The organism is Pseudomonas donghuensis (assembly GCF_000259195.1).
Taxonomy (GTDB): Bacteria; Pseudomonadota; Gammaproteobacteria; order Pseudomonadales; family Pseudomonadaceae; genus Aquipseudomonas; species Aquipseudomonas donghuensis.
The window spans coordinates 38,407-55,735 of the sequence record NZ_JH650768.1; the positions used below are offsets into that span (position 1 = coordinate 38,407).

At 62.9% G+C, this 17,329-nt stretch carries 13 protein-coding genes; 10 read left to right on the forward strand and 3 right to left on the reverse strand.

Annotation, left to right across the window (positions count from 1 at the left end):
- Positions 1–10: 10 nt before the first annotated feature.
- The 6 genes from UW3_RS0116325 to UW3_RS0116350 all read left to right on the forward strand — a co-directional run bounded on the left by UW3_RS0116325 (position 11) and on the right by UW3_RS0116350 (position 9,094).
- Positions 11–3,190 carry an efflux RND transporter permease subunit gene (locus UW3_RS0116325; RefSeq protein ID WP_010223590.1) on the forward strand — a complete coding sequence of 1,060 codons (3,180 nt, stop codon included), beginning with the start codon at positions 11–13 and terminating at the stop codon, positions 3,188–3,190.
- Entirely contained in the window at positions 3,187–4,614 is a 1,428-nt protein-coding gene (locus tag UW3_RS0116330; RefSeq protein ID WP_010223591.1) for an efflux transporter outer membrane subunit, read from the forward strand. The genes UW3_RS0116325 and UW3_RS0116330 overlap by 4 nt, the downstream gene beginning before the upstream one ends.
- Before the next feature lie 254 nt (positions 4,615–4,868).
- Positions 4,869–5,924: a tetratricopeptide repeat protein gene (locus UW3_RS0116335; protein ID WP_010223592.1), complete on the forward strand. Its 1,056-nt coding sequence runs from the start codon at positions 4,869–4,871 to the stop codon at positions 5,922–5,924.
- A 232-nt stretch (positions 5,925–6,156) separates the two neighbouring features.
- Positions 6,157–6,930, forward strand: a complete 774-nt coding sequence (locus UW3_RS0116340; RefSeq protein WP_010223593.1) for an endonuclease/exonuclease/phosphatase family protein — start codon at positions 6,157–6,159, stop codon at positions 6,928–6,930.
- Complete coding sequence (clsB, locus tag UW3_RS0116345) at positions 6,927–8,138, forward strand: cardiolipin synthase ClsB (RefSeq protein WP_010223595.1); 1,212 nt, start codon at positions 6,927–6,929, stop codon at positions 8,136–8,138. The genes UW3_RS0116340 and clsB overlap by 4 nt, the downstream gene beginning before the upstream one ends.
- Positions 8,135–9,094: a lysylphosphatidylglycerol synthase domain-containing protein gene (locus UW3_RS0116350; RefSeq protein WP_010223597.1), complete on the forward strand. Its 960-nt coding sequence runs from the start codon at positions 8,135–8,137 to the stop codon at positions 9,092–9,094. The genes clsB and UW3_RS0116350 overlap by 4 nt, the downstream gene beginning before the upstream one ends.
- On the opposite strand, the gene UW3_RS0116355 is transcribed toward UW3_RS0116350, so the two are convergent.
- Together UW3_RS0116355 and UW3_RS0116360 are read right to left on the reverse strand one after the other, a co-directional pair.
- Complete coding sequence (locus UW3_RS0116355) at positions 9,055–11,094, reverse strand: hybrid sensor histidine kinase/response regulator (protein WP_010223599.1); 2,040 nt, start codon at positions 11,092–11,094, stop codon at positions 9,055–9,057. The genes UW3_RS0116350 and UW3_RS0116355 overlap by 40 nt on opposite strands.
- A gap of 52 nt (positions 11,095–11,146) precedes the next feature.
- Positions 11,147–11,584: a nucleoside deaminase gene (locus tag UW3_RS0116360; RefSeq protein WP_010223601.1), complete on the reverse strand. Its 438-nt coding sequence runs from the start codon at positions 11,582–11,584 to the stop codon at positions 11,147–11,149.
- A 179-nt stretch (positions 11,585–11,763) separates the two neighbouring features.
- Here UW3_RS0116360 and UW3_RS0116365 point away from each other — a divergent pair, with 179 nt between their 5' ends.
- Entirely contained in the window at positions 11,764–12,459 is a 696-nt protein-coding gene (locus UW3_RS0116365; RefSeq protein ID WP_010223603.1) for a type 1 glutamine amidotransferase domain-containing protein, read from the forward strand.
- A 142-nt stretch (positions 12,460–12,601) separates the two neighbouring features.
- A complete protein-coding gene (locus tag UW3_RS0116370; RefSeq protein WP_010223605.1) occupies positions 12,602–13,402 on the forward strand; it encodes a CSS-motif domain-containing protein in 801 nt (266 codons plus the stop codon).
- A gap of 59 nt (positions 13,403–13,461) precedes the next feature.
- On the opposite strand, the gene hppD is transcribed toward UW3_RS0116370, so the two are convergent.
- A complete protein-coding gene (gene hppD, locus UW3_RS0116375) occupies positions 13,462–14,538 on the reverse strand; it encodes a 4-hydroxyphenylpyruvate dioxygenase (RefSeq protein ID WP_010223608.1) in 1,077 nt (358 codons plus the stop codon).
- A 326-nt stretch (positions 14,539–14,864) separates the two neighbouring features.
- Between hppD and UW3_RS0116380 the strand changes: the two genes are divergently transcribed.
- Positions 14,865–16,436 (forward strand): EAL domain-containing protein, encoded by a 1,572-nt coding sequence (locus UW3_RS0116380; RefSeq protein WP_026001366.1) that lies wholly within the window; start codon positions 14,865–14,867, stop codon positions 16,434–16,436.
- A gap of 61 nt (positions 16,437–16,497) precedes the next feature.
- On the forward strand, positions 16,498–17,329 hold an 832-nt coding region (gene rarD / locus UW3_RS27140; RefSeq protein WP_010223611.1), incomplete at its 3' end, for an EamA family transporter RarD.

Sequence of the window (17,329 nt, forward strand, 5' to 3'; positions counted from 1 at the left end):
GATCAGTCCGATGAATTTTTCCAAGTTTTTTATTACCCGGCCGATTTTCGCCGCGGTGCTGTCGCTGCTGATCCTGATCGCCGGCAGCATCTCGCTGTTCCAGCTGCCGATCAGCGAATACCCGGAAGTGGTGCCGCCCACCGTGGTGGTGCGCGCCAACTTCCCCGGCGCCAACCCCAAAGTGATCGGCGAGACCGTCGCCGCGCCGCTTGAGCAGGCGATTACCGGGGTGGAGAACATGCTCTACATGTCCTCGCAGTCCACCGCCGACGGCAAGCTGACCCTGACCATCACCTTTGCCCTGGGCACTGACCTGGACAACGCCCAGGTGCAGGTGCAGAACCGCGTGACCCGCACCCAGCCCAAGCTGCCCGAGGAAGTGACGCGCATCGGTATCACCGTCGACAAGGCCTCGCCCGACCTGACCATGGTCGTGCACCTGACCTCGCCGGACAACCGTTACGACATGCTCTACCTGTCCAACTACGCCATCCTTAACATCAAGGACGAACTGGCCCGCCTGGGCGGTGTCGGTGACGTGCAGCTGTTCGGCATGGGCGACTACTCGCTGCGGGTCTGGCTCGACCCGAACAAGACCGCCTCGCGCAACCTGACCGCCAGCGACGTGGTTGCGGCCATTCGCGAGCAGAACCGCCAGGTGGCTGCCGGCCAACTGGGTGCGCCGCCTGCGCCAGGGGCCACCAGCTTCCAGCTGTCGGTCAACACCCAGGGCCGCCTGGTCAGTGAGGAAGAGTTCGAGAACATCATCATTCGCTCGGGTGCCGATGGCGAAATCACTCGCCTGAAAGACATTGCCCGGGTCGAGCTCGGCTCCAGCCAGTACGCCCTGCGTTCGCTGCTGAACAACCAGCCGGCGGTGGCCATCCCGATCTTCCAGCGTCCTGGCTCCAACGCCATCGAGATCTCCGACGAGGTCCGGGGGAAAATGGCCGAGCTGAAGAAGGACTTCCCCGAAGGCATGGACTACAGCATCGTCTATGACCCGACGGTGTTCGTCCGCGGCTCGATCGAAGCGGTGGTGCATACCCTGTTCGAGGCGCTGATCCTGGTGGTGCTGGTGGTCATCCTGTTCCTGCAGACCTGGCGCGCCTCGATCATCCCGTTGGTGGCCGTGCCGGTATCCTTGATCGGTACCTTCGCGGTCATGCACCTGTTCGGCTTCTCGCTCAACGCCCTGTCGCTGTTCGGCCTGGTACTGGCCATCGGGATCGTGGTCGACGACGCCATCGTTGTGGTGGAGAACGTCGAACGTAACATCGGCCTGGGCCTCAAGCCCCTGGAAGCCACGCAAAAGGCCATGAGCGAAGTGACCGGGCCGATCATCGCCACGGCGCTGGTGCTGTGCGCGGTGTTCGTGCCGGCAGCGTTCATTTCCGGCCTTACCGGGCAGTTCTACAAGCAGTTCGCCCTGACCATCGCCATTTCGACGGTGATCTCGGCCTTCAACTCCCTGACCCTGTCGCCGGCCCTGGCCGCGGTACTGCTCAAGGAGCATCACGCACCGAAGGACCGCTTCTCGAAAGTACTCGAACGCCTGCTCGGTGGCTGGCTGTTCGGCCCGTTCAACCGCTTCTTCGACCGTGCCAGCCATGGCTACGTCGGCGCGGTCGGCCGGGTCATCCGCAGCAGCGGCATCGCCCTGTTCGTCTATGGCGGCCTGATCATCATGACCTGGCTGGGCTTCTCCTCGACGCCGACCGGTTTCGTCCCGGCGCAAGACAAGCAGTACCTGGTGGCCTTCGCGCAACTGCCGGATGCCGCCAGCCTCGACCGCACGGAAGCGGTGATCAAGAAGATGAGCGAGATCGCCCTCAAGCAACCCGGCGTAGCCGACTCGGTGGCCTTCCCGGGCCTGTCGATCAACGGCTTCACCAACAGCCCGAACAGCGGCATCGTGTTCACCCCGCTCAAGCCGTTCGATGAGCGCAAGGACCCGAGCCAGTCGGCCGCCGCGATTGCCGCCGCACTGAACGCGCAGTTCGCCGACATCGAAGACGCCTACATTGCGATCTTCCCGCCGCCGCCGGTACAGGGCCTGGGCACCATCGGTGGTTTCCGCCTGCAGATCGAAGACCGTGGCAACCTGGGTTATGAAGCGCTGTACAAGGAAACCCAGAACATCATCGCCAAGAGCCACAACGTGCCGGAACTGGCCGGGCTGTTCACCAGCTACCAGGTCAACGTGCCACAGGTCGATGCCGCCATCGACCGCGAGAAGGCCAAGACCCACGGTGTCGCCATCAGCGATATCTTCGACACCCTGCAGATCTACCTGGGTTCGTTGTACGCCAACGACTTCAACCGCTTTGGCCGCACCTACCAGGTCAACGTCCAGGCCGAGCAGCAGTTCCGCCTCGAAGCCGAGCAGATCGGCCAGCTCAAGGTGCGCAACAACCAGGGCGAGATGATCCCGCTGGCGACCTTCATCAAGGTCAGTGACACCTCGGGGCCGGACCGTGTCATGCACTACAACGGCTTCATCACCGCCGAGATCAATGGTGCCGCAGCGCCCGGCTACAGTTCCGGGCAAGCGGAAAAGGCCATCGAGAAGCTGCTCAAGGAAGAACTGCCCAACGGCATGACCTTCGAATGGACGGAGCTTACCTACCAGCAGATCCTCGCCGGTAACACCGCGCTGTTCGTCTTCCCGCTCTGCGTGCTGCTGGCCTTCCTGGTGCTGGCCGCCCAGTACGAAAGCTGGAGCCTGCCGCTGGCGGTGATCCTGATCGTGCCGATGACCCTGCTGTCGGCGATCACCGGGGTGATCCTGTCCGGTGGCGACAACAACATCTTCACCCAGATCGGCTTGATCGTACTGGTGGGGCTGGCGTGCAAGAACGCCATCCTGATCGTCGAGTTCGCCAAGGACAAACAGGCCGAAGGCCTCGACCCGCTGGCCGCGGTACTGGAAGCCTGCCGCCTGCGTCTGCGGCCGATCCTGATGACCTCGATCGCCTTCATCATGGGTGTGGTGCCGCTGGTGTTCTCTTCCGGTGCCGGTGCCGAAATGCGTCATGCCATGGGTGTGGCGGTGTTCTCCGGGATGATCGGGGTGACCTTCTTCGGTCTGCTGCTGACGCCGGTGTTCTTTGTCCTGATCCGCCGTTACGTGGAACGCAGCGAGGCCCGCAAAGCGGCGCGTGCGCTGAAGCTGGAGAGTCATGCATGAACCGCAATCTGAAACTCTTTATGCCGAGCCTGTTGGTCCTGGCCCTGGCCGCCTGTGCGGTAGGCCCGGACTACCAGGCGCCGGACACCGCGGCGGCGCAGTTGAGCGCGGCCAATGAACCGAGCGCCAAGGCGTCGTTCGACCGCAGCCGCTTCGAAAGCATCTGGTGGAAGCAGTTCGACGACCCGGTACTCAACAAGCTGGTCAGCCAGTCGCTGGACGGCAACCGTGAACTGCGCGTGGCCTTCGCCCGCCTGAAAGCGGCGCGGGCGATCCGTGACGACGTCAGCAACGACGCCCTGCCAACCGTGACCAGCCGTGCCAGCGCCGACCTGGGCAAGGGCCAGGTCCCCGGCCAGACCGAGGACCGGGTCAACAGCGAACGCTACGACCTGGGCCTGGACATGGCCTGGGAACTGGACCTGTTCGGCCGTATCCAGCGCCAGCTGGAAGCCAGCGAAGCCGAGCAGGATGCCGCCCAGGCCGACCTGCAGCAGTTGCAGGTCAGCCTGATCGCCGAGCTGGTCGACGCCTACGGCCAGCTACGCGGTGCACAGTTGCGCGAGAAGATCGCCCTGGCCAACCTCAAGACCCAGCAGGATTCGCGTGGCATTACCGAAACCCTGCGCGACGCCGGGGTCGGCAACGACCTTGACGTGGTGCGTGCCGATGCCCGCCTGGCGGCGGTCGAAGCCAGCGTGCCGCAACTGCAGGCCGAACAGGTGCGGGCGCGCAACCGCATCGCCACCCTGCTCGGCCAGCGCCCGGACACCCTGGCGGTGGACCTGTCACCGGCGCAACTGCCGGCCATTGCCAAAGCGCTGCCGGTGGGTGACCCGGGCGAGCTGCTCAAGCGCCGCCCGGATATCCGCAGCGCCGAACGCCAACTGGCCGCCGCCACCGCCAACATCGGCGTGGCCACGGCCGACCTGTTCCCACGGGTCAGCCTCAGCGGCTTCCTGGGCTTTACCGCCGGGCGCGGTTCGCAACTGGGCTCGTCAGCCGCCAAAGCCTGGGCCCTGGGCCCGAGCATTACCTGGGCGGCCTTTGACCTGGGCAGCGTGCGCGCCCGTTTGCGCGGCGCCAATGCCGATGCCGAGGGTGCGCTGGCCAACTATGAACAGCAGGTGCTGCTGGCCCTGGAGGAGTCGGAAAACGCCTTCAGCGACTACAGCAAACGTCAGCAACGCCTGCTGGCCCTGCTGCGCCAGAGCGAAGCCAGCCGCAAGGCGGCGGAGCTGGCTTCGATTCGCTACCGTGAAGGTACGGTCGATTACCTGGTGCTGCTCGACGCCGAACGCGAACGCCTGAGCGCCGAAGACGCCCAGGCCCAGGGTGAAGTCGACCTGTACCGCGGCATTGTCGCCATCTACAAGGCCCTCGGTGGTGGCTGGCAGGCCGAGAGCGTGGCGGCGGTGAACTGATTCAATAGCTCCTTTGGTTGGTTTCTGACCGGCCTTTTGCCCCGCTGGCTCACGCTGGCGGGGCTTTTTTGTGTCTGACGATTCCAGGGGCTGCTTTGCAGCCCATCGCTGGCAAGGCCAGCTCCCACAGGTGCTGCATACGCTGGACCTTGCCAGCGATGCAGTCAGCGCATAACCACGCTTTGCATTTGACGCCACCGGCCCTCGTGACCCAAGCTCAACCCTTTGCAGCCGCGACACGCTTCGGATTCACCATGTCGAAACAGCGCCAGTACACGTTCATCAGCCTGACCCTGCTCATCATCCTGGGCCTTGGTGGCTATTTCTGGCGTGACGACAGCCCGGCACCGGCACCGGCCCTCAAGCACAGCTACACCAAGGCGCTGACTATGGCCCATGACGGCCAGCCAGGCGCTGCACGGGTGCTTTACCAGCAACTGGGGCGCGCTGACCTGTCGCCTATCCGCCGCGCCAGCCTGTACGCCGAACTGCCCAACTACCCCTCGCCCCTGGCCCTGAAACTGGCCAGCCGCGACCTGCAGCACGACGATCCGCTGGTGCGCCGCGCCGCCATTGCCAGCATTCAGGCGATGCTGCCCGGCGCCCAGCGCAGCCTGGTACTCGGCCCCTTGCTCGACGATGACGAGCAAAGTGTGCGTTTCGCGGTGGTCGATGCCTTGCTCGGGCTGGGCCCGGATGACATTGGCCTGTACTTTGGCCCGCTGCAGGAGGTGCTGGAGCAGTATCAGCAGGTCTTGGCCCGGCGTGACGACGATGCCAGCGCGCAGTTGCACCTGGCTCAGCTGTACCTGCACGAAAACAGCTACCAGGAGGCCGCACAAGCACTGCAGCGCACCTTGCAACTGGCCCCGGACAATCTCGATGCACTGGCCGCCCAGGTCCAGTTGCTGGAGCGCCAGAATCAGACCGATGCCTCGCGCCAGGTGTTGGCCAAGGCCTTGCAACAACGCCCGGGTTCAGCCTTCCTGCAACATGAACTGGGCCGCTGGCTGCTGCGCCATGGCCAGGACGAGTACGCCCTGCTGGCCTTCGCCCGGGCCCTGGAGCTGGAACCGGAGAACAACGACTACCGCTACACCCTGGCCACCAGCCTGCACCAGCTGGAGCAGGTCGATGCCGCACAAAAACAGCTGGAGACCATCCTTGCCCGGCAACCGGCCAATCGCAAGGCGCGGGTGCTGCTGATCGAGTACTGGAAAGAAACCGGCCAACTGCAGAATGTGCAGGTATTGCTGGCCCAGCTGGAACAGCAGAACCCGGACGACCCGCTGGTGCAACAAGGTCTTTGACCCGCTTCGACAACCGTCCGCCACCCCGGTTGAACCCCCCGGCAACCCCTGTGGTCCAGAGATAGTGCGAGGACAGCAGGCACCCACAGTGCTTGCCTGAGCGTTATCAACGGAGGCCACCCGTGGGCAATGCGTTAGCCAATGCCGAACGAGCACTGATTCCGGCACCGGTGCAGCTCAGCCAGCTGACCCGGCCTCTCTACCTTGGCAAGGGTCGTCGGCCATGAGCCGGATGGAATCAACCAGCCCTCTTGCTGCGGCGCCGGCAGTGCATCGGGTACGGGTGTTGACGGTCAACGCGCACAAGGGCTTCAGCCCGCTGAACCGCCATTACGTGTTGCCCGAGCTGCGTGAAGCGGTGCGCAGCGAGAACGCCGACCTGGTGTTCCTTCAGGAAGTGCTGGGCAGCCACCGCCAGCACGGCCTGCGCCACCGCAACTGGTCGCAGGTACCGCAGTACGAGTTTCTCGCCGACAGCCTCTGGCCGGTGTTCGCCTATGGCCGCAACGCCGTGTACCCGCAAGGCGAACACGGCAATGCCCTGCTGTCCAAGTTCCCGATCCTGCGCCACGACAATCTCGATGTCAGCGTCCACGGCACTGAGCAACGTGGCCTGCTGCATTCGGTCCTGGCGCTGCCGGCGGAGACCGAACTGCACACGGTGTGCGTGCATCTGGGCCTGGACGAACGCCAGCGCCAGCAACAGTTGCGCCTGCTCTGCGCGCTGCTGCACAGCCTGCCCGGCGATGCCCCGGTCATCGTTGCCGGCGACTTCAACGACTGGCGCCAGCGCGCCGATGGGGTGCTGCTCGAGTGCGGCCTGCGGGAAGTCTTCAGCCAGGCATATGGCCAGCCGGCGCGCAGCTTTCCGGCGCGCTGGCCGCTGCTGTGCCTGGACCGCATCTACCTGCGCAACGCCCGCGCGCATGCGCCCAAGGTCATGGCCCGCAAGCCCTGGACCCACCTTTCCGATCACCTGCCATTGGCAGTGGAGGTGCTCCTGTGAACAACCAATGGCGACCCGACAACCAGGTGCAGTTGCTGATCAACGGTGAAGACTATTTCGCCAGTGCCTTTGCCGCCATTGAACAGGCGCGCGTGGAAATCCTCCTGGAAACCTTCATCATCTTTGAAGACAAAGTCGGCAAGCAGCTGCAGCAACTGTTGATCGCTGCAGCCAAGCGCGGGGTCAAGGTCGAGATGCTGGTCGACGGTTACGGCACCGCCGACCTGAGCGTCGACTACCTGCGCGAACTCAGCGACGCCGGCGTTCACCTGCAGGCGTTCGACCCGAGCCCGAAACGCCTGGGCCTGCGCACCAACCTGTTTCGCCGCCTGCACCGCAAGATCCTGGTGGTCGACGGCGAGGTCGGCTTTGTCGGCGGCATCAATTATTGCGCCGATCACCTGGCCGACTTCGGACCGATGGCCAAACAGGACTACGCGGTACAGGTGCGCGGGCCGATCGTCGCCGACCTGCAGCGCGCTACCCTGCGCTTGCTGGAACAACACAGCGCGCTCAAACCGGGCAGCCGGCGCTGGTGGCAACGGCGGGTGCCGATCGCCCCGGACAGTGATCAGGCGAGCATGACCCTGTGCATCCGCGATAACCAGGATCATCCCAATGACATCGAGCAGCACTATCTGCGGGCGTTGAACGGTGCGCGCGAACGGATCACCATCGCCAATGCTTATTTCTTTCCCGGTTACCGGCTGCTACGGGCGATCCGCAATGCCGCCCGCCGCGGCGTGAGGGTCACCCTGGTGCTGCAGGGCGTGCCCGACATGCCCTGGGTGCGAATGTGCTCGCGCTTGCTGTACAACTACCTGATCAGCGACGGCGTGCGGATTTTCGAGTACTGCGAGCGGCCCTTGCACGGCAAGGTGGCGCTGGTGGACCGGCACTGGTCGACGGTCGGTTCCAGCAACCTCGACCCCCTGAGCCTGGCCTTGAACCTTGAGGCCAACCTGATCATCCGCGATGAGACCTTCAACACCCGCCTGCACGAGCACCTGCAGGAGCTCACCGCCCATCGCTGCAAAGCGGTCAGCCTGAAACGCGTGCTGCGCGGCTACTGGTGGCGGGCGCCGCTGATCTTCCTGACCTTTCACTTCATCCGCCATTTTCCGGCCCTGATTGGCTGGCTGCCGGCCCATGTACCACGGCTCAAACCGCTGTACGAAGGCCACGAACTACCGGGAAAACCGACATGAACAAGCACCGGAAGCGCTGGCGCCGTGCGCGGCAGGCACTGACCCTGGCGTTTTTCATCCTGGTGCCGGTGTTGCTGTTCAGCGTGCTGAAAAACCTCGACTGGCAGGAAGTGCACCAGGCCTTGGCCGCCTATCGCTGGAGCACGTTGGCGTTGGCCGCTGGCGTGACCCTGGGCAGCTTTGCCCTGTTCAGCAGCTTCGACCTGCTCGGGCGCCACTACACCGGGCACCACCTGCCGGCCCGTCAGGTGCTGCCGCTGGCGTTCGTGTGCTACGCCTTCAACCTCAACCTCAGCGCCTGGGTCGGTGGCATCGCCCTACGTTACCGCTTGTATACCCGCCTCGGCCTGAAGGTCTCGACCATTACCCGGGTGCTCAGCCTGGGGCTACTGACCAACTGGGTGGGGTACTGCGTGGTGGCGGGTAGCTTGTTTGTGTGCGGGCTGCCCAGATTGCCGGCCGGCATGGAGATCGGCAATACCGGCCTGCGCCTGATCGGCGCGCTGCTGTTGCTGGTGGCGGTGATCTATTGGCTTGCCTGCGGGTTCGCCACCCGTCGTACCTGGCGCTTGCGCCAGCATCAGATCAGCCTGCCGGGCATCCGCCTGGCCACGCTACAAATGCTGATGGGCGCCTGCAGCTGGTCGTTGATGGCGCTGGTGGTGTTCACCCTGCTGCCCAAAGGGGCAGACTATCCGACCCTTCTGGCGGTGCTGATGATCAGCAGCATTGCCGGGGTCATTACCCATATTCCGGCCGGGCTCGGTGTGCTTGAAACAGTGTTTCTCTCCCTGCTGCACGGGAGCTACGGCAAAGGTACGCTGCTTGCGGCATTGATTGGCTATCGGGCGATCTACTTTCTGCTGCCGCTGCTGATTGCCACACTGACGTACCTGGTGCTCGAGCACCTGGCCAGTCAGCGCAGCACCGGGGACAGGTCGCAAACCAGCGGCTGAACCGGTGCCAGCATCTCCTGCACCTGGTGGACCAGGTCTTGCAGGGAAAAAGGCTTGGTCATCAGCGCAGAACCAGGCTCAAGGACTTGCTGTTCGGTCACTTCCTGTGCTGCGAAGCCGGTAATGAACAGTATCCTCTGCTCTGGCTGCAGCATGCGCAGGGCATTGGCCAGCTGTCGGCCGTTGAAGCCGCCCGGCAAGCCGATATCGGTGATCAGCAGGTCGACCGAGCCCAACGCCTGAAACTGCTGCAGCGCCGCATTGGCATCGCCCGCGACGAACACCTCGAAGCCTTCCTCGTCCAGGGCCTCCTTGATCATTGAACGCAAGCTGCTCTCATCGTCGACCAATAGGATGCGCTCGCCATTGGCCCGTGCGTAGGCTTTGCCAGAAGACTTGCCACGCGCGGATTCCGGCAGTTCGCCCAGGTAGCGTGGCAGGAGTATCTTCACCCGGGTGCCCTGCCCGGGACTCGAATCGATCCATACCCGCCCGCCCGACTGGCGGACAAACCCATAGACCATCGACAGGCCAAGCCCGGTGCCCTGGCCTACCGGCTTGGTGGTAAAGAACGGGTCAAAGGCACGCGCGACGATGTCGGCACTCATGCCTTGACCGTTGTCCTGTACCTGTAGCGAAAAATAGTCGCCCGGGCCCAGGCCATCTTCGCCCTCGAAGGGCAGCTCATGGCGTTCGTTTCCGGTACTGATGCGCAGGCAGCCACCGGCCCCCATCGCGTCGCGGGCATTGATGCACAGGTTGATCAGGGCATTCTCAAGCTGGGTGGCATCGACCAGCACCCACCAGGGGGCAGGCTCGACCTGCACCTGCAATTCGATGTGCGTACCCAGGGTCTGCTGGATCAACCGCTCGATGTCCAGTACCAACTGATTGACACTGGCAGGTTTGGGATCGAGTGCCTGGCGCCGGGAAAAGGCCAGCAATCGATGGGTCAGGGACGCCGCGCGCCTGGTCGCGCCACGGGCGGCATCGAGGTAGACGTGCAGGTTATCCAGCTGCCCCTGGGCAATGCGCCGTTCAAGCAGTTCCAGGCTACCGCTGATGCTGGTCAGCAGGTTGTTGAAATCATGGGCCATGCCGCCGGAAAGCTGACCGATTGCCTCCATTTTCTGGCTTTGGTGCAGCAATTCTTCAGCGTGACGCAACGCCTCTTCGCGCTCGCGCTCCTGGGTGATGTCGCTGCCTACGGCGGTAAAACCAAGCGCCGAAGGCACCGCTGCCCAGTTGAACCAACGATAGTGCCCGTCTTTGTGACGCAAGCGACTGACCGTGTTTCCAGTGCCTTGGCCCGCGCGCAGGCGCTCAACCACCGACGTGACCTCCTGGTAATCGTCCGCATGGACCCAATTCATGATCAAGCAGCCCAGCACTTCGTCCTGGTGCCAGCCCAGGACCTGGGTCCAGGCAGGGTTGACCGCGCTGATCGTGAGGTCCGGCAGGACCATCAACATGATATCGCTGGACAGTTGCCAGAACTGATTGCGGTCAGCCGTGCGCTCCTGCACCTGGCGCTCGAACGTGTTGGCCAGATGACGCCATTGCTGTTCGGCCTCGACGCTGGCGGTGGTCTCGATCACCGTGTCGAGAAACCCCGCCACCGCCCCACGCTCATCGCGGATAGGGCTGAAACAGAAGGTAAAGTAGGTCTGCTCCATCGAACCGTTGCGATTGATCATCAACGGGAAGTTTTCGATGAAGATCGCCTCGCCGGACAGGGTGCGAAACACCAGCGCGCCGATATTGTCCCAGGCCTCGCTCCAGACCTCGTCAAAACCGCGCCCGAGCGCCTCGGGCTTGGCCCCGAGGATCGGCTTGAACGCATCGTTGTAGAGGGTTACCAGCTGCGGCCCCCAGATCAGGCAACCGGGAAATTTCGACGCCAGGAGCATGTCCACGGCAATGCGCAATGACGCCGGCCACAGGTGCAAAGGCCCAAGGGCGGTGCTGCCCCAGTCGTGATTGCGAACCTTGACACTCATCGGTACTGACATGGGCGAGCTCGGCTGGCGGTAAGGAGTTTGATGATCGGACCTAGACGCCGATATCTTCGTTCCAGAGTTCGGGGCGATCCTCGATGAAATCCTTCATCATTTTGACGCAGTTATCATTGTGCAGGACCTGCACCTCGACACCACGGGCCCTGAGCAGGTCTTCCTCGCCCATGAAGGTCTGGTTTTCGCCCACAATGACGCGCTTGATGCCATACAGCAGAATGGCCCCGCTGCACATCGGGCACGGTGACAGGGTGGTGTACAGGGTCGCCTGGGCATAGACGCTGGCTGGCAGACGGCCAGCGTTCTCCAGCGCATCCATTTCACCGTGCAGGATCGCACTGCCCTGTTGCACGCGGCGGTTGTGGCCACGGCCGATGATCCGGTTGTCATGCACCAGCACCGAGCCGATCGGTATGCCACCCTCTTCGTGGCCCAGACGGGCCTCATCGATGGCCGCCTGCATGAACGCATCCACGGGTTGGGTCAAAGTGTTCATCCGCTTGAAGACTCCCTGTAGCAAAGCTGGCGATATCCTCGCAGGCTAGCATATCGCCGGCGGGGAATGGCATCCATGCCAGCCGCTACTATGCTGAACAGGTTTCTCCACTGCGATCCGGGCAGTCCGGATCGGTTCCGGAATCAGGGAGCGTTGCGATGAGCAAGAAGATACTGGTGGTGCTGACCAATACGGCCAAATACCCGACGCTGAAGCGCGCCACTGGTCTATGGCTGGGTGAAGCGGTGCACTTTGTCGACAAGGTCGAAAAGGCTGGCTACAAGGTCGACTACCTGAGCCCCGGCGGCGGCTATGTACCGATCGACCCGCACAGCTTGCAAATGGCGGCGGATATCGACTGGGAGTGGTATCAGAACAAGGCGTTCATGAACCGCCTGGGCAACACCCTGCCCCCCGGCGAAGTCAAGGCCCAGGACTACAGCGCCATTTACTATGCCGGCGGCCATGGTGTGATCTGGGACTTTCCCGACAACATTGAGCTGCAAACCCTGGCCCGGCGCATTTTCGAAGCCGGTGGCGTGGTGGCGTCGGTGTGCCATGGCGCCGTTGCTCTGCTCAATATCAAGCTCAGCGACAATACCTTGCTGGTCAAGGACCGCGAGGTAACCGGTTTTTCCGACACGGAAGAGAAACTGGCGGAACTGGACAAGGTGGTGCCTTACCTGACCGAAACCGAGCTCAAGGCCCGCGGCGGGTTGTACGTCAAGGCCGAAGAGCCGTGGCAAGCCTTCGCCATTGCCGATCAGAAGGAAGGACGCTTGATCACCGGCCAGAACCCTGCGTCGGCGGGCGTTGTGGCGGACCGGGTGATTGAAGCGCTGAAAAAGCGCTGAGTCGCTTGATTACACCGATTGTCGATTGGTACGTCGCGCAGAGTAAATCAAGCCTACAGTCGCTTCTGACTTCACTCTTTATGCTGACGCGTAACCACACGACCAGGAAGGTCGTTGTTACGTTCAGCATAGAGGTGCAATCATGGCTCCACCCAGTCTTGCCGGCCGTAGTCTGCTCGAATTTCTGCTTACCCTCCTGATCGGTCTGGCACCGGTCGCATGCGGGCTGTTGGTGCTGTCACTTCAGGTCGAGCGCAAACAGGAAGAAACCTCCGAATTGTCCGCCGTTGAAGCCATTTACGTCATTGACCGGGTAATCGATACCTTGCATGACGCCGCCGGTGCGGTACTCAGCCTGGCCGGACAACGCTGCGAGAGCGCTCTCCCCACCCTGCGCCAGCAAGCCTTCAAACAGCCCAACGTGCGCTCGCTGGTGCTGGTCAGGGAAAACCGCGGCTATTGCAGCACCCTGCTCGGCGACTTTGACGCGGCGGTGGACCCTGGCACTTTCTTCAACCAGCGCCTGCGCCTGGACCTGCGCAACGAAATCACTCCGGATGTTCCGGTGTTGCATTACCGTATCCAGGAATACCCTTTCGGCGTGATCGCCATCAGCGATGCCCGCATCCTGCAGACCGAGTTGCAGGGTTTCAAGAACGCCATCGTCCTGGTACTGCAATTCGGTAATGACTATATCTGGGCAACCGGCAATGGCAGCGCCTCGCAAGTGCCCGATCACAAGGAAAATCTCCAGCGCACGGTCTCGGAGAAGTATGGCTACACCGTGCATGCCGGCTACCCGGATGGTCATACCTGGCAGATGATCACCCAGGCCATGGCTTCAACCGCGCCATCATTGCTGCTGGTTGGCATCATCACGTCTGCGGTGGCTTATTGGGGTTTGTTCAGGCAACGCCGCAGGCCGTCGTCGCCGACTGAGTGATCACCCATACAAAAGGCCATTGAGCACACGCCCAATGGCCTTTTCAGTGACCGCCCAGATCAGTCGGTGCTCAGCACACCGCGACGCACCTGGTCACGCTCGATGGATTCGAACAATGCCTTGAAGTTGCCTTCACCGAAGCCATCGTCACCCTTGCGCTGGATGAACTCGAAGAACACCGGGCCCATCAGGGTTTCCGAGAAGATCTGCAGCAGCAGGCGCTTGTCACCCGCCTCGGACGAACCGTCGAGCAGAATGCCACGGCTCTGCAACTCGCCAACCGGCTCGCCGTGACCTGGCAGACGACCTTCGAGCATCTCGTAGTAGGTGTCTGGCGGCGCCGTCATGAAGCGCATGCCGAGTTTCTTCAGGGCATCCCAGCTTTCGAGCAGGTTGTCGCAGAGGAACGCGACGTGCTGGATGCCTTCGCCGTTGAACTGCATCAGGAACTCTTCGATCTGCCCGGCGCCCTTGGACGACTCTTCGTTGAGCGGGATGCGGATCATGCCGTCGGGCGCGGTCATCGCCTTGGAGGTCAGGCCGGTGTACTCGCCCTTGATGTCGAAGTAGCGGATCTCGCGGAAGTTGAACAGCTTCTCGTAGAAACCGGCCCAGTAGGCCATGCGCCCGCGGTAAACGTTGTGGGTCAGGTGGTCGATGATCTTGAGGCCGGCACCCACCGGATGACGATCGACGCCTTCGATGAAGTTGAAGTCGATGTCATAGATCGAGCTGCCTTCCTCGAAACGGTCGATCAGGTACAGCGGCGCGCCGCCGATACCCTTGATCGCCGGCAGGCGCAGCTCCATTGGCCCGGTTTCGATTTCCACCGGCTGGGCGCCCAGTTCCAGGGCTCGGGCATAGGCTTCGTGGGCATTACGCACACGGAAAGCCATGCCGCATACCGACGGGCCATGCTCGGCGGCAAAGTACGAGGCGACGCTTTTCGGCTCGTTGTTCAGGATCAGGTTGATGTCGCCCTGGCGGTACAGGTGCACGTCCTTGGAGCGGTGGGTGGCCACCTTGGTGAAGCCCATGATCTGGAAGATCGGTTCCAGGGCGCCCGGGGTCGGCGACGCGAACTCGATGAATTCAAAGCCCATCAGGCCCATCGGGTTTTCAAAGATATCAGCCATGCTCGTTTCCTCATCATCAAAGCGGGTAAATAACGGTCGTTAATTGCTATCGATGTCGAGCAGGCGTGGTGGCGCGCAAGAGATGCCCCTCACACTTCTGGCGAGGTAGTCACCATAAATCAGCTTGAACCCATGACACTTCATATGGACCCATTCTCGGTGGGTTGATTCCCCGACGGTGGAGAACCTTATTATTGTATGCGTAACAGGATTCTACAGTGCGTAAACCGTTTTGTCCGCACTTAAGTTGACACCCATCGGCCGACGAGCGGCTATCCTAGGCACACCGCCGTTTTCATTCCCTGCGCTTATACAGGTTAGCTGCCATGCCGCTCACGGTAAAACGTCCCGGACGCTGGACATTGCGTGCCCTGCTGCCCTGGGCCGTCGGCGCCGTGCCGGTGCTTTGCGGGCTGGTGATCATGCACCTGCAGGCCGAGCGCGCGCTTGACGCACGCAGCCAGGCCACGGCGCAGCAGGTGGTGGCGCAGGTGGAGCTGATCCTGGATAACATTTCCGGTGCGGCCAGGTCGCTGCTGCCGCTGGCCGGCCTGCCGTGCATGGAAGAAAAACTGGCCCTGCGCGATCAGGTCACCCGTCGCTCGTTCGTGCGCTCGACCAATCTGGTGTACCGCAACGAACTGTATTGCAGTTCGCTGTTCGGCCCCTACAGCGAGCAGGTCAACGCCAGCGACTATGTCGATGGCAAACTCTGGTTGATGAATGGCAACTCGGTGACCCCCGGCCACCCCCTGCTGGTGTATCGGGTCTACGAAGGCGAGCGTGGCGCCATCAGCACCGTCGACGGTGATCACCTGCTCACCGCCCTGCGCCTGATCGGCCCGCACACCCAATTGTTGCTGCAGGTGGGGCGCTACTGGATGGGCAAGGACGGCCTGGTGCATGAGGGGCTCGCCCCCGCTGCCGCCGTTGCACCGGTACGGCTCGACCCCAGCCACTACCCGTTCTCGATTCACAGCGGTTATGAGCACGGCAAGATCGGCCAGGTGATGCGCGACGAATACCCTGCCCTGTTCGGCTTGCTGGTATTTCTCGGCGTGATCGCCGGCGCCGTGTGCCGCTGGATGCTGCGCCGGGCCAGTTCGCCGCGGGTCGAACTGCAGCGGGCGATGGAGGCCGACGAATTTTTGCCCTACTTCCAGCCTGTGGTGCGCAAGGGCGACTACCGCTGGGCCGGTGCCGAAGTGCTGATGCGCTGGCAGCACCCGCGTGAAGGCCTGGTGCGCCCCGACCTGTTCATTCCCTATGCCGAACACAGCGGCCAGATCGTACCGATGACGCGCCTGCTCATGCAGCGCACCGCCCAGCTTCTGGCGCCGCATGCCGCGCTGATGGACGATGGCTTTCACATTGGCATCAACATCACCGCCGATCACTGCCAGGACCTGGCCCTGTACCACGACTGCCGGAACTTTCTCGCCGCCTTCCCGCCCGGGCGGGTGTTGCTGACCCTGGAGTTGACCGAACGCAAACTGATCGCACCGAGCGAGGCCACCCAGACGCTGTTCGCCAAGCTGCACGAACTGGGGGTGATGATCGCCATCGACGACTTCGGCACCGGTCAGTCCAGCCTCAGCTATTTGCGCCAGTTCAAGGTCGATTACCTGAAGATCGACCAGAGTTTCGTTGCCCTGATCGGCGTCGACGCCTTGTCGTTGCACATTCTCGACAGCATCATCGAGCTGTCGGCCAAGCTTGAGTTGGGCATCGTCGCCGAGGGCGTGGAAACCGACACCCAGCGCGACTACCTGGCACGCCACAACGTCGATTTTCAGCAAGGCTATCTGTTCGCCCGGCCGATGCCGATAGAAGACTTTGTCCGCGCCCTGGCGGCCCAGGCCGAGGTCGCGCCACAGAGGGCGGAGGTTGCCGGTTAGGCCTGCAGCCTGAGATCATGGCGGGTTACCCGCTCTGTCATCTTTTGCAACCGAGGCATTTGTGTCAAAAGGCATCATTACATCGGTCACGGCATCGTTCCTGTTTGCCGTGATGTACTACTACACCTCGCTGCTGACACCCCTGGATGGCGAAGAGGTATTTGGCTGGCGCATGCTCCTGACCCTGCCGTGCGTCACCCTGTTCATGCTGTTCACCCGCGACTGGCCGCTGGTCACCGGGTTGCTGGCGCGCGTGCGGCGCAACCCGCTACTGTTGCTCGGCCTGCTGGGGACGTCGTCGTTGATGGGCGTGCAACTCTGGCTGTTCCTCTGGGCGCCGTTGCACGGGCGCAGCCTGGAAGTCTCGCTGGGTTACTTTCTGTTGCCGTTGACCATGGTCCTGACCGGCCGCCTGGTCTATGGCGAGCGCCTGTCGCGCCTGCAGAAACTGGCGGTAGCCTGTGCGATGACCGGCGTCGGCCATGAGCTCTACCAGCACGGCAGCTTTGCCTGGGAAACCCTGTTGGTCGCCGGCGGCTACCCGTTGTACTTCGTGTTGCGGCGCAAATGCGCCACCGATCACCTCGGTGGGCTATGGGCCGACATGTGCCTGCTGTTGCCTGCGGCGCTGTACTTCGTCATTCAGGGCCCGTTGTCGGCCCGGGACCTGGCCGAGCATCCGGGGCTGTACGGCCTGATTCCGCTGCTGGGGGTGATCAGCGCCCTGGCGCTGATCTGCTATGTACTGGCCAGCCGCCTGCTGGCGTTCAGCCTGTTCGGCCTGCTCAGCTATGTCGAACCGGTGTTGCTGGTGGCCGTCGCCCTGCTACTGGGCGAGACCATCGGCCCCGACCAGTGGCTGACCTACCTGCCGATCTGGCTGGCGGGGCTGG

What these genes read in the sequence shown, in the direction of transcription:
- UW3_RS0116325 (WP_010223590.1), top strand. Translation starts at nt 11, where the DNA reads ATGAATTTTTCCAAGTTTTTTATTACCCGGCCGATTTTCGCCGCGGTG.
- UW3_RS0116330 (WP_010223591.1), top strand. Translation starts at nt 3,187, where the DNA reads ATGAACCGCAATCTGAAACTCTTTATGCCGAGCCTGTTGGTCCTGGCC.
- UW3_RS0116335 (WP_010223592.1), top strand. Translation starts at nt 4,869, where the DNA reads ATGTCGAAACAGCGCCAGTACACGTTCATCAGCCTGACCCTGCTCATC.
- UW3_RS0116340 (WP_010223593.1), top strand. Translation starts at nt 6,157, where the DNA reads ATGGAATCAACCAGCCCTCTTGCTGCGGCGCCGGCAGTGCATCGGGTA.
- UW3_RS0116350 (WP_010223597.1), top strand. Translation starts at nt 8,135, where the DNA reads ATGAACAAGCACCGGAAGCGCTGGCGCCGTGCGCGGCAGGCACTGACC.
- UW3_RS0116355 (WP_010223599.1), bottom strand. Translation starts at nt 11,094, where the DNA reads ATGAGTGTCAAGGTTCGCAATCACGACTGGGGCAGCACCGCCCTTGGG.
- UW3_RS0116365 (WP_010223603.1), top strand. Translation starts at nt 11,764, where the DNA reads ATGAGCAAGAAGATACTGGTGGTGCTGACCAATACGGCCAAATACCCG.
- UW3_RS0116370 (WP_010223605.1), top strand. Translation starts at nt 12,602, where the DNA reads ATGGCTCCACCCAGTCTTGCCGGCCGTAGTCTGCTCGAATTTCTGCTT.
- hppD (WP_010223608.1), bottom strand. Translation starts at nt 14,538, where the DNA reads ATGGCTGATATCTTTGAAAACCCGATGGGCCTGATGGGCTTTGAATTC.
- UW3_RS0116380 (WP_026001366.1), top strand. Translation starts at nt 14,865, where the DNA reads ATGCCGCTCACGGTAAAACGTCCCGGACGCTGGACATTGCGTGCCCTG.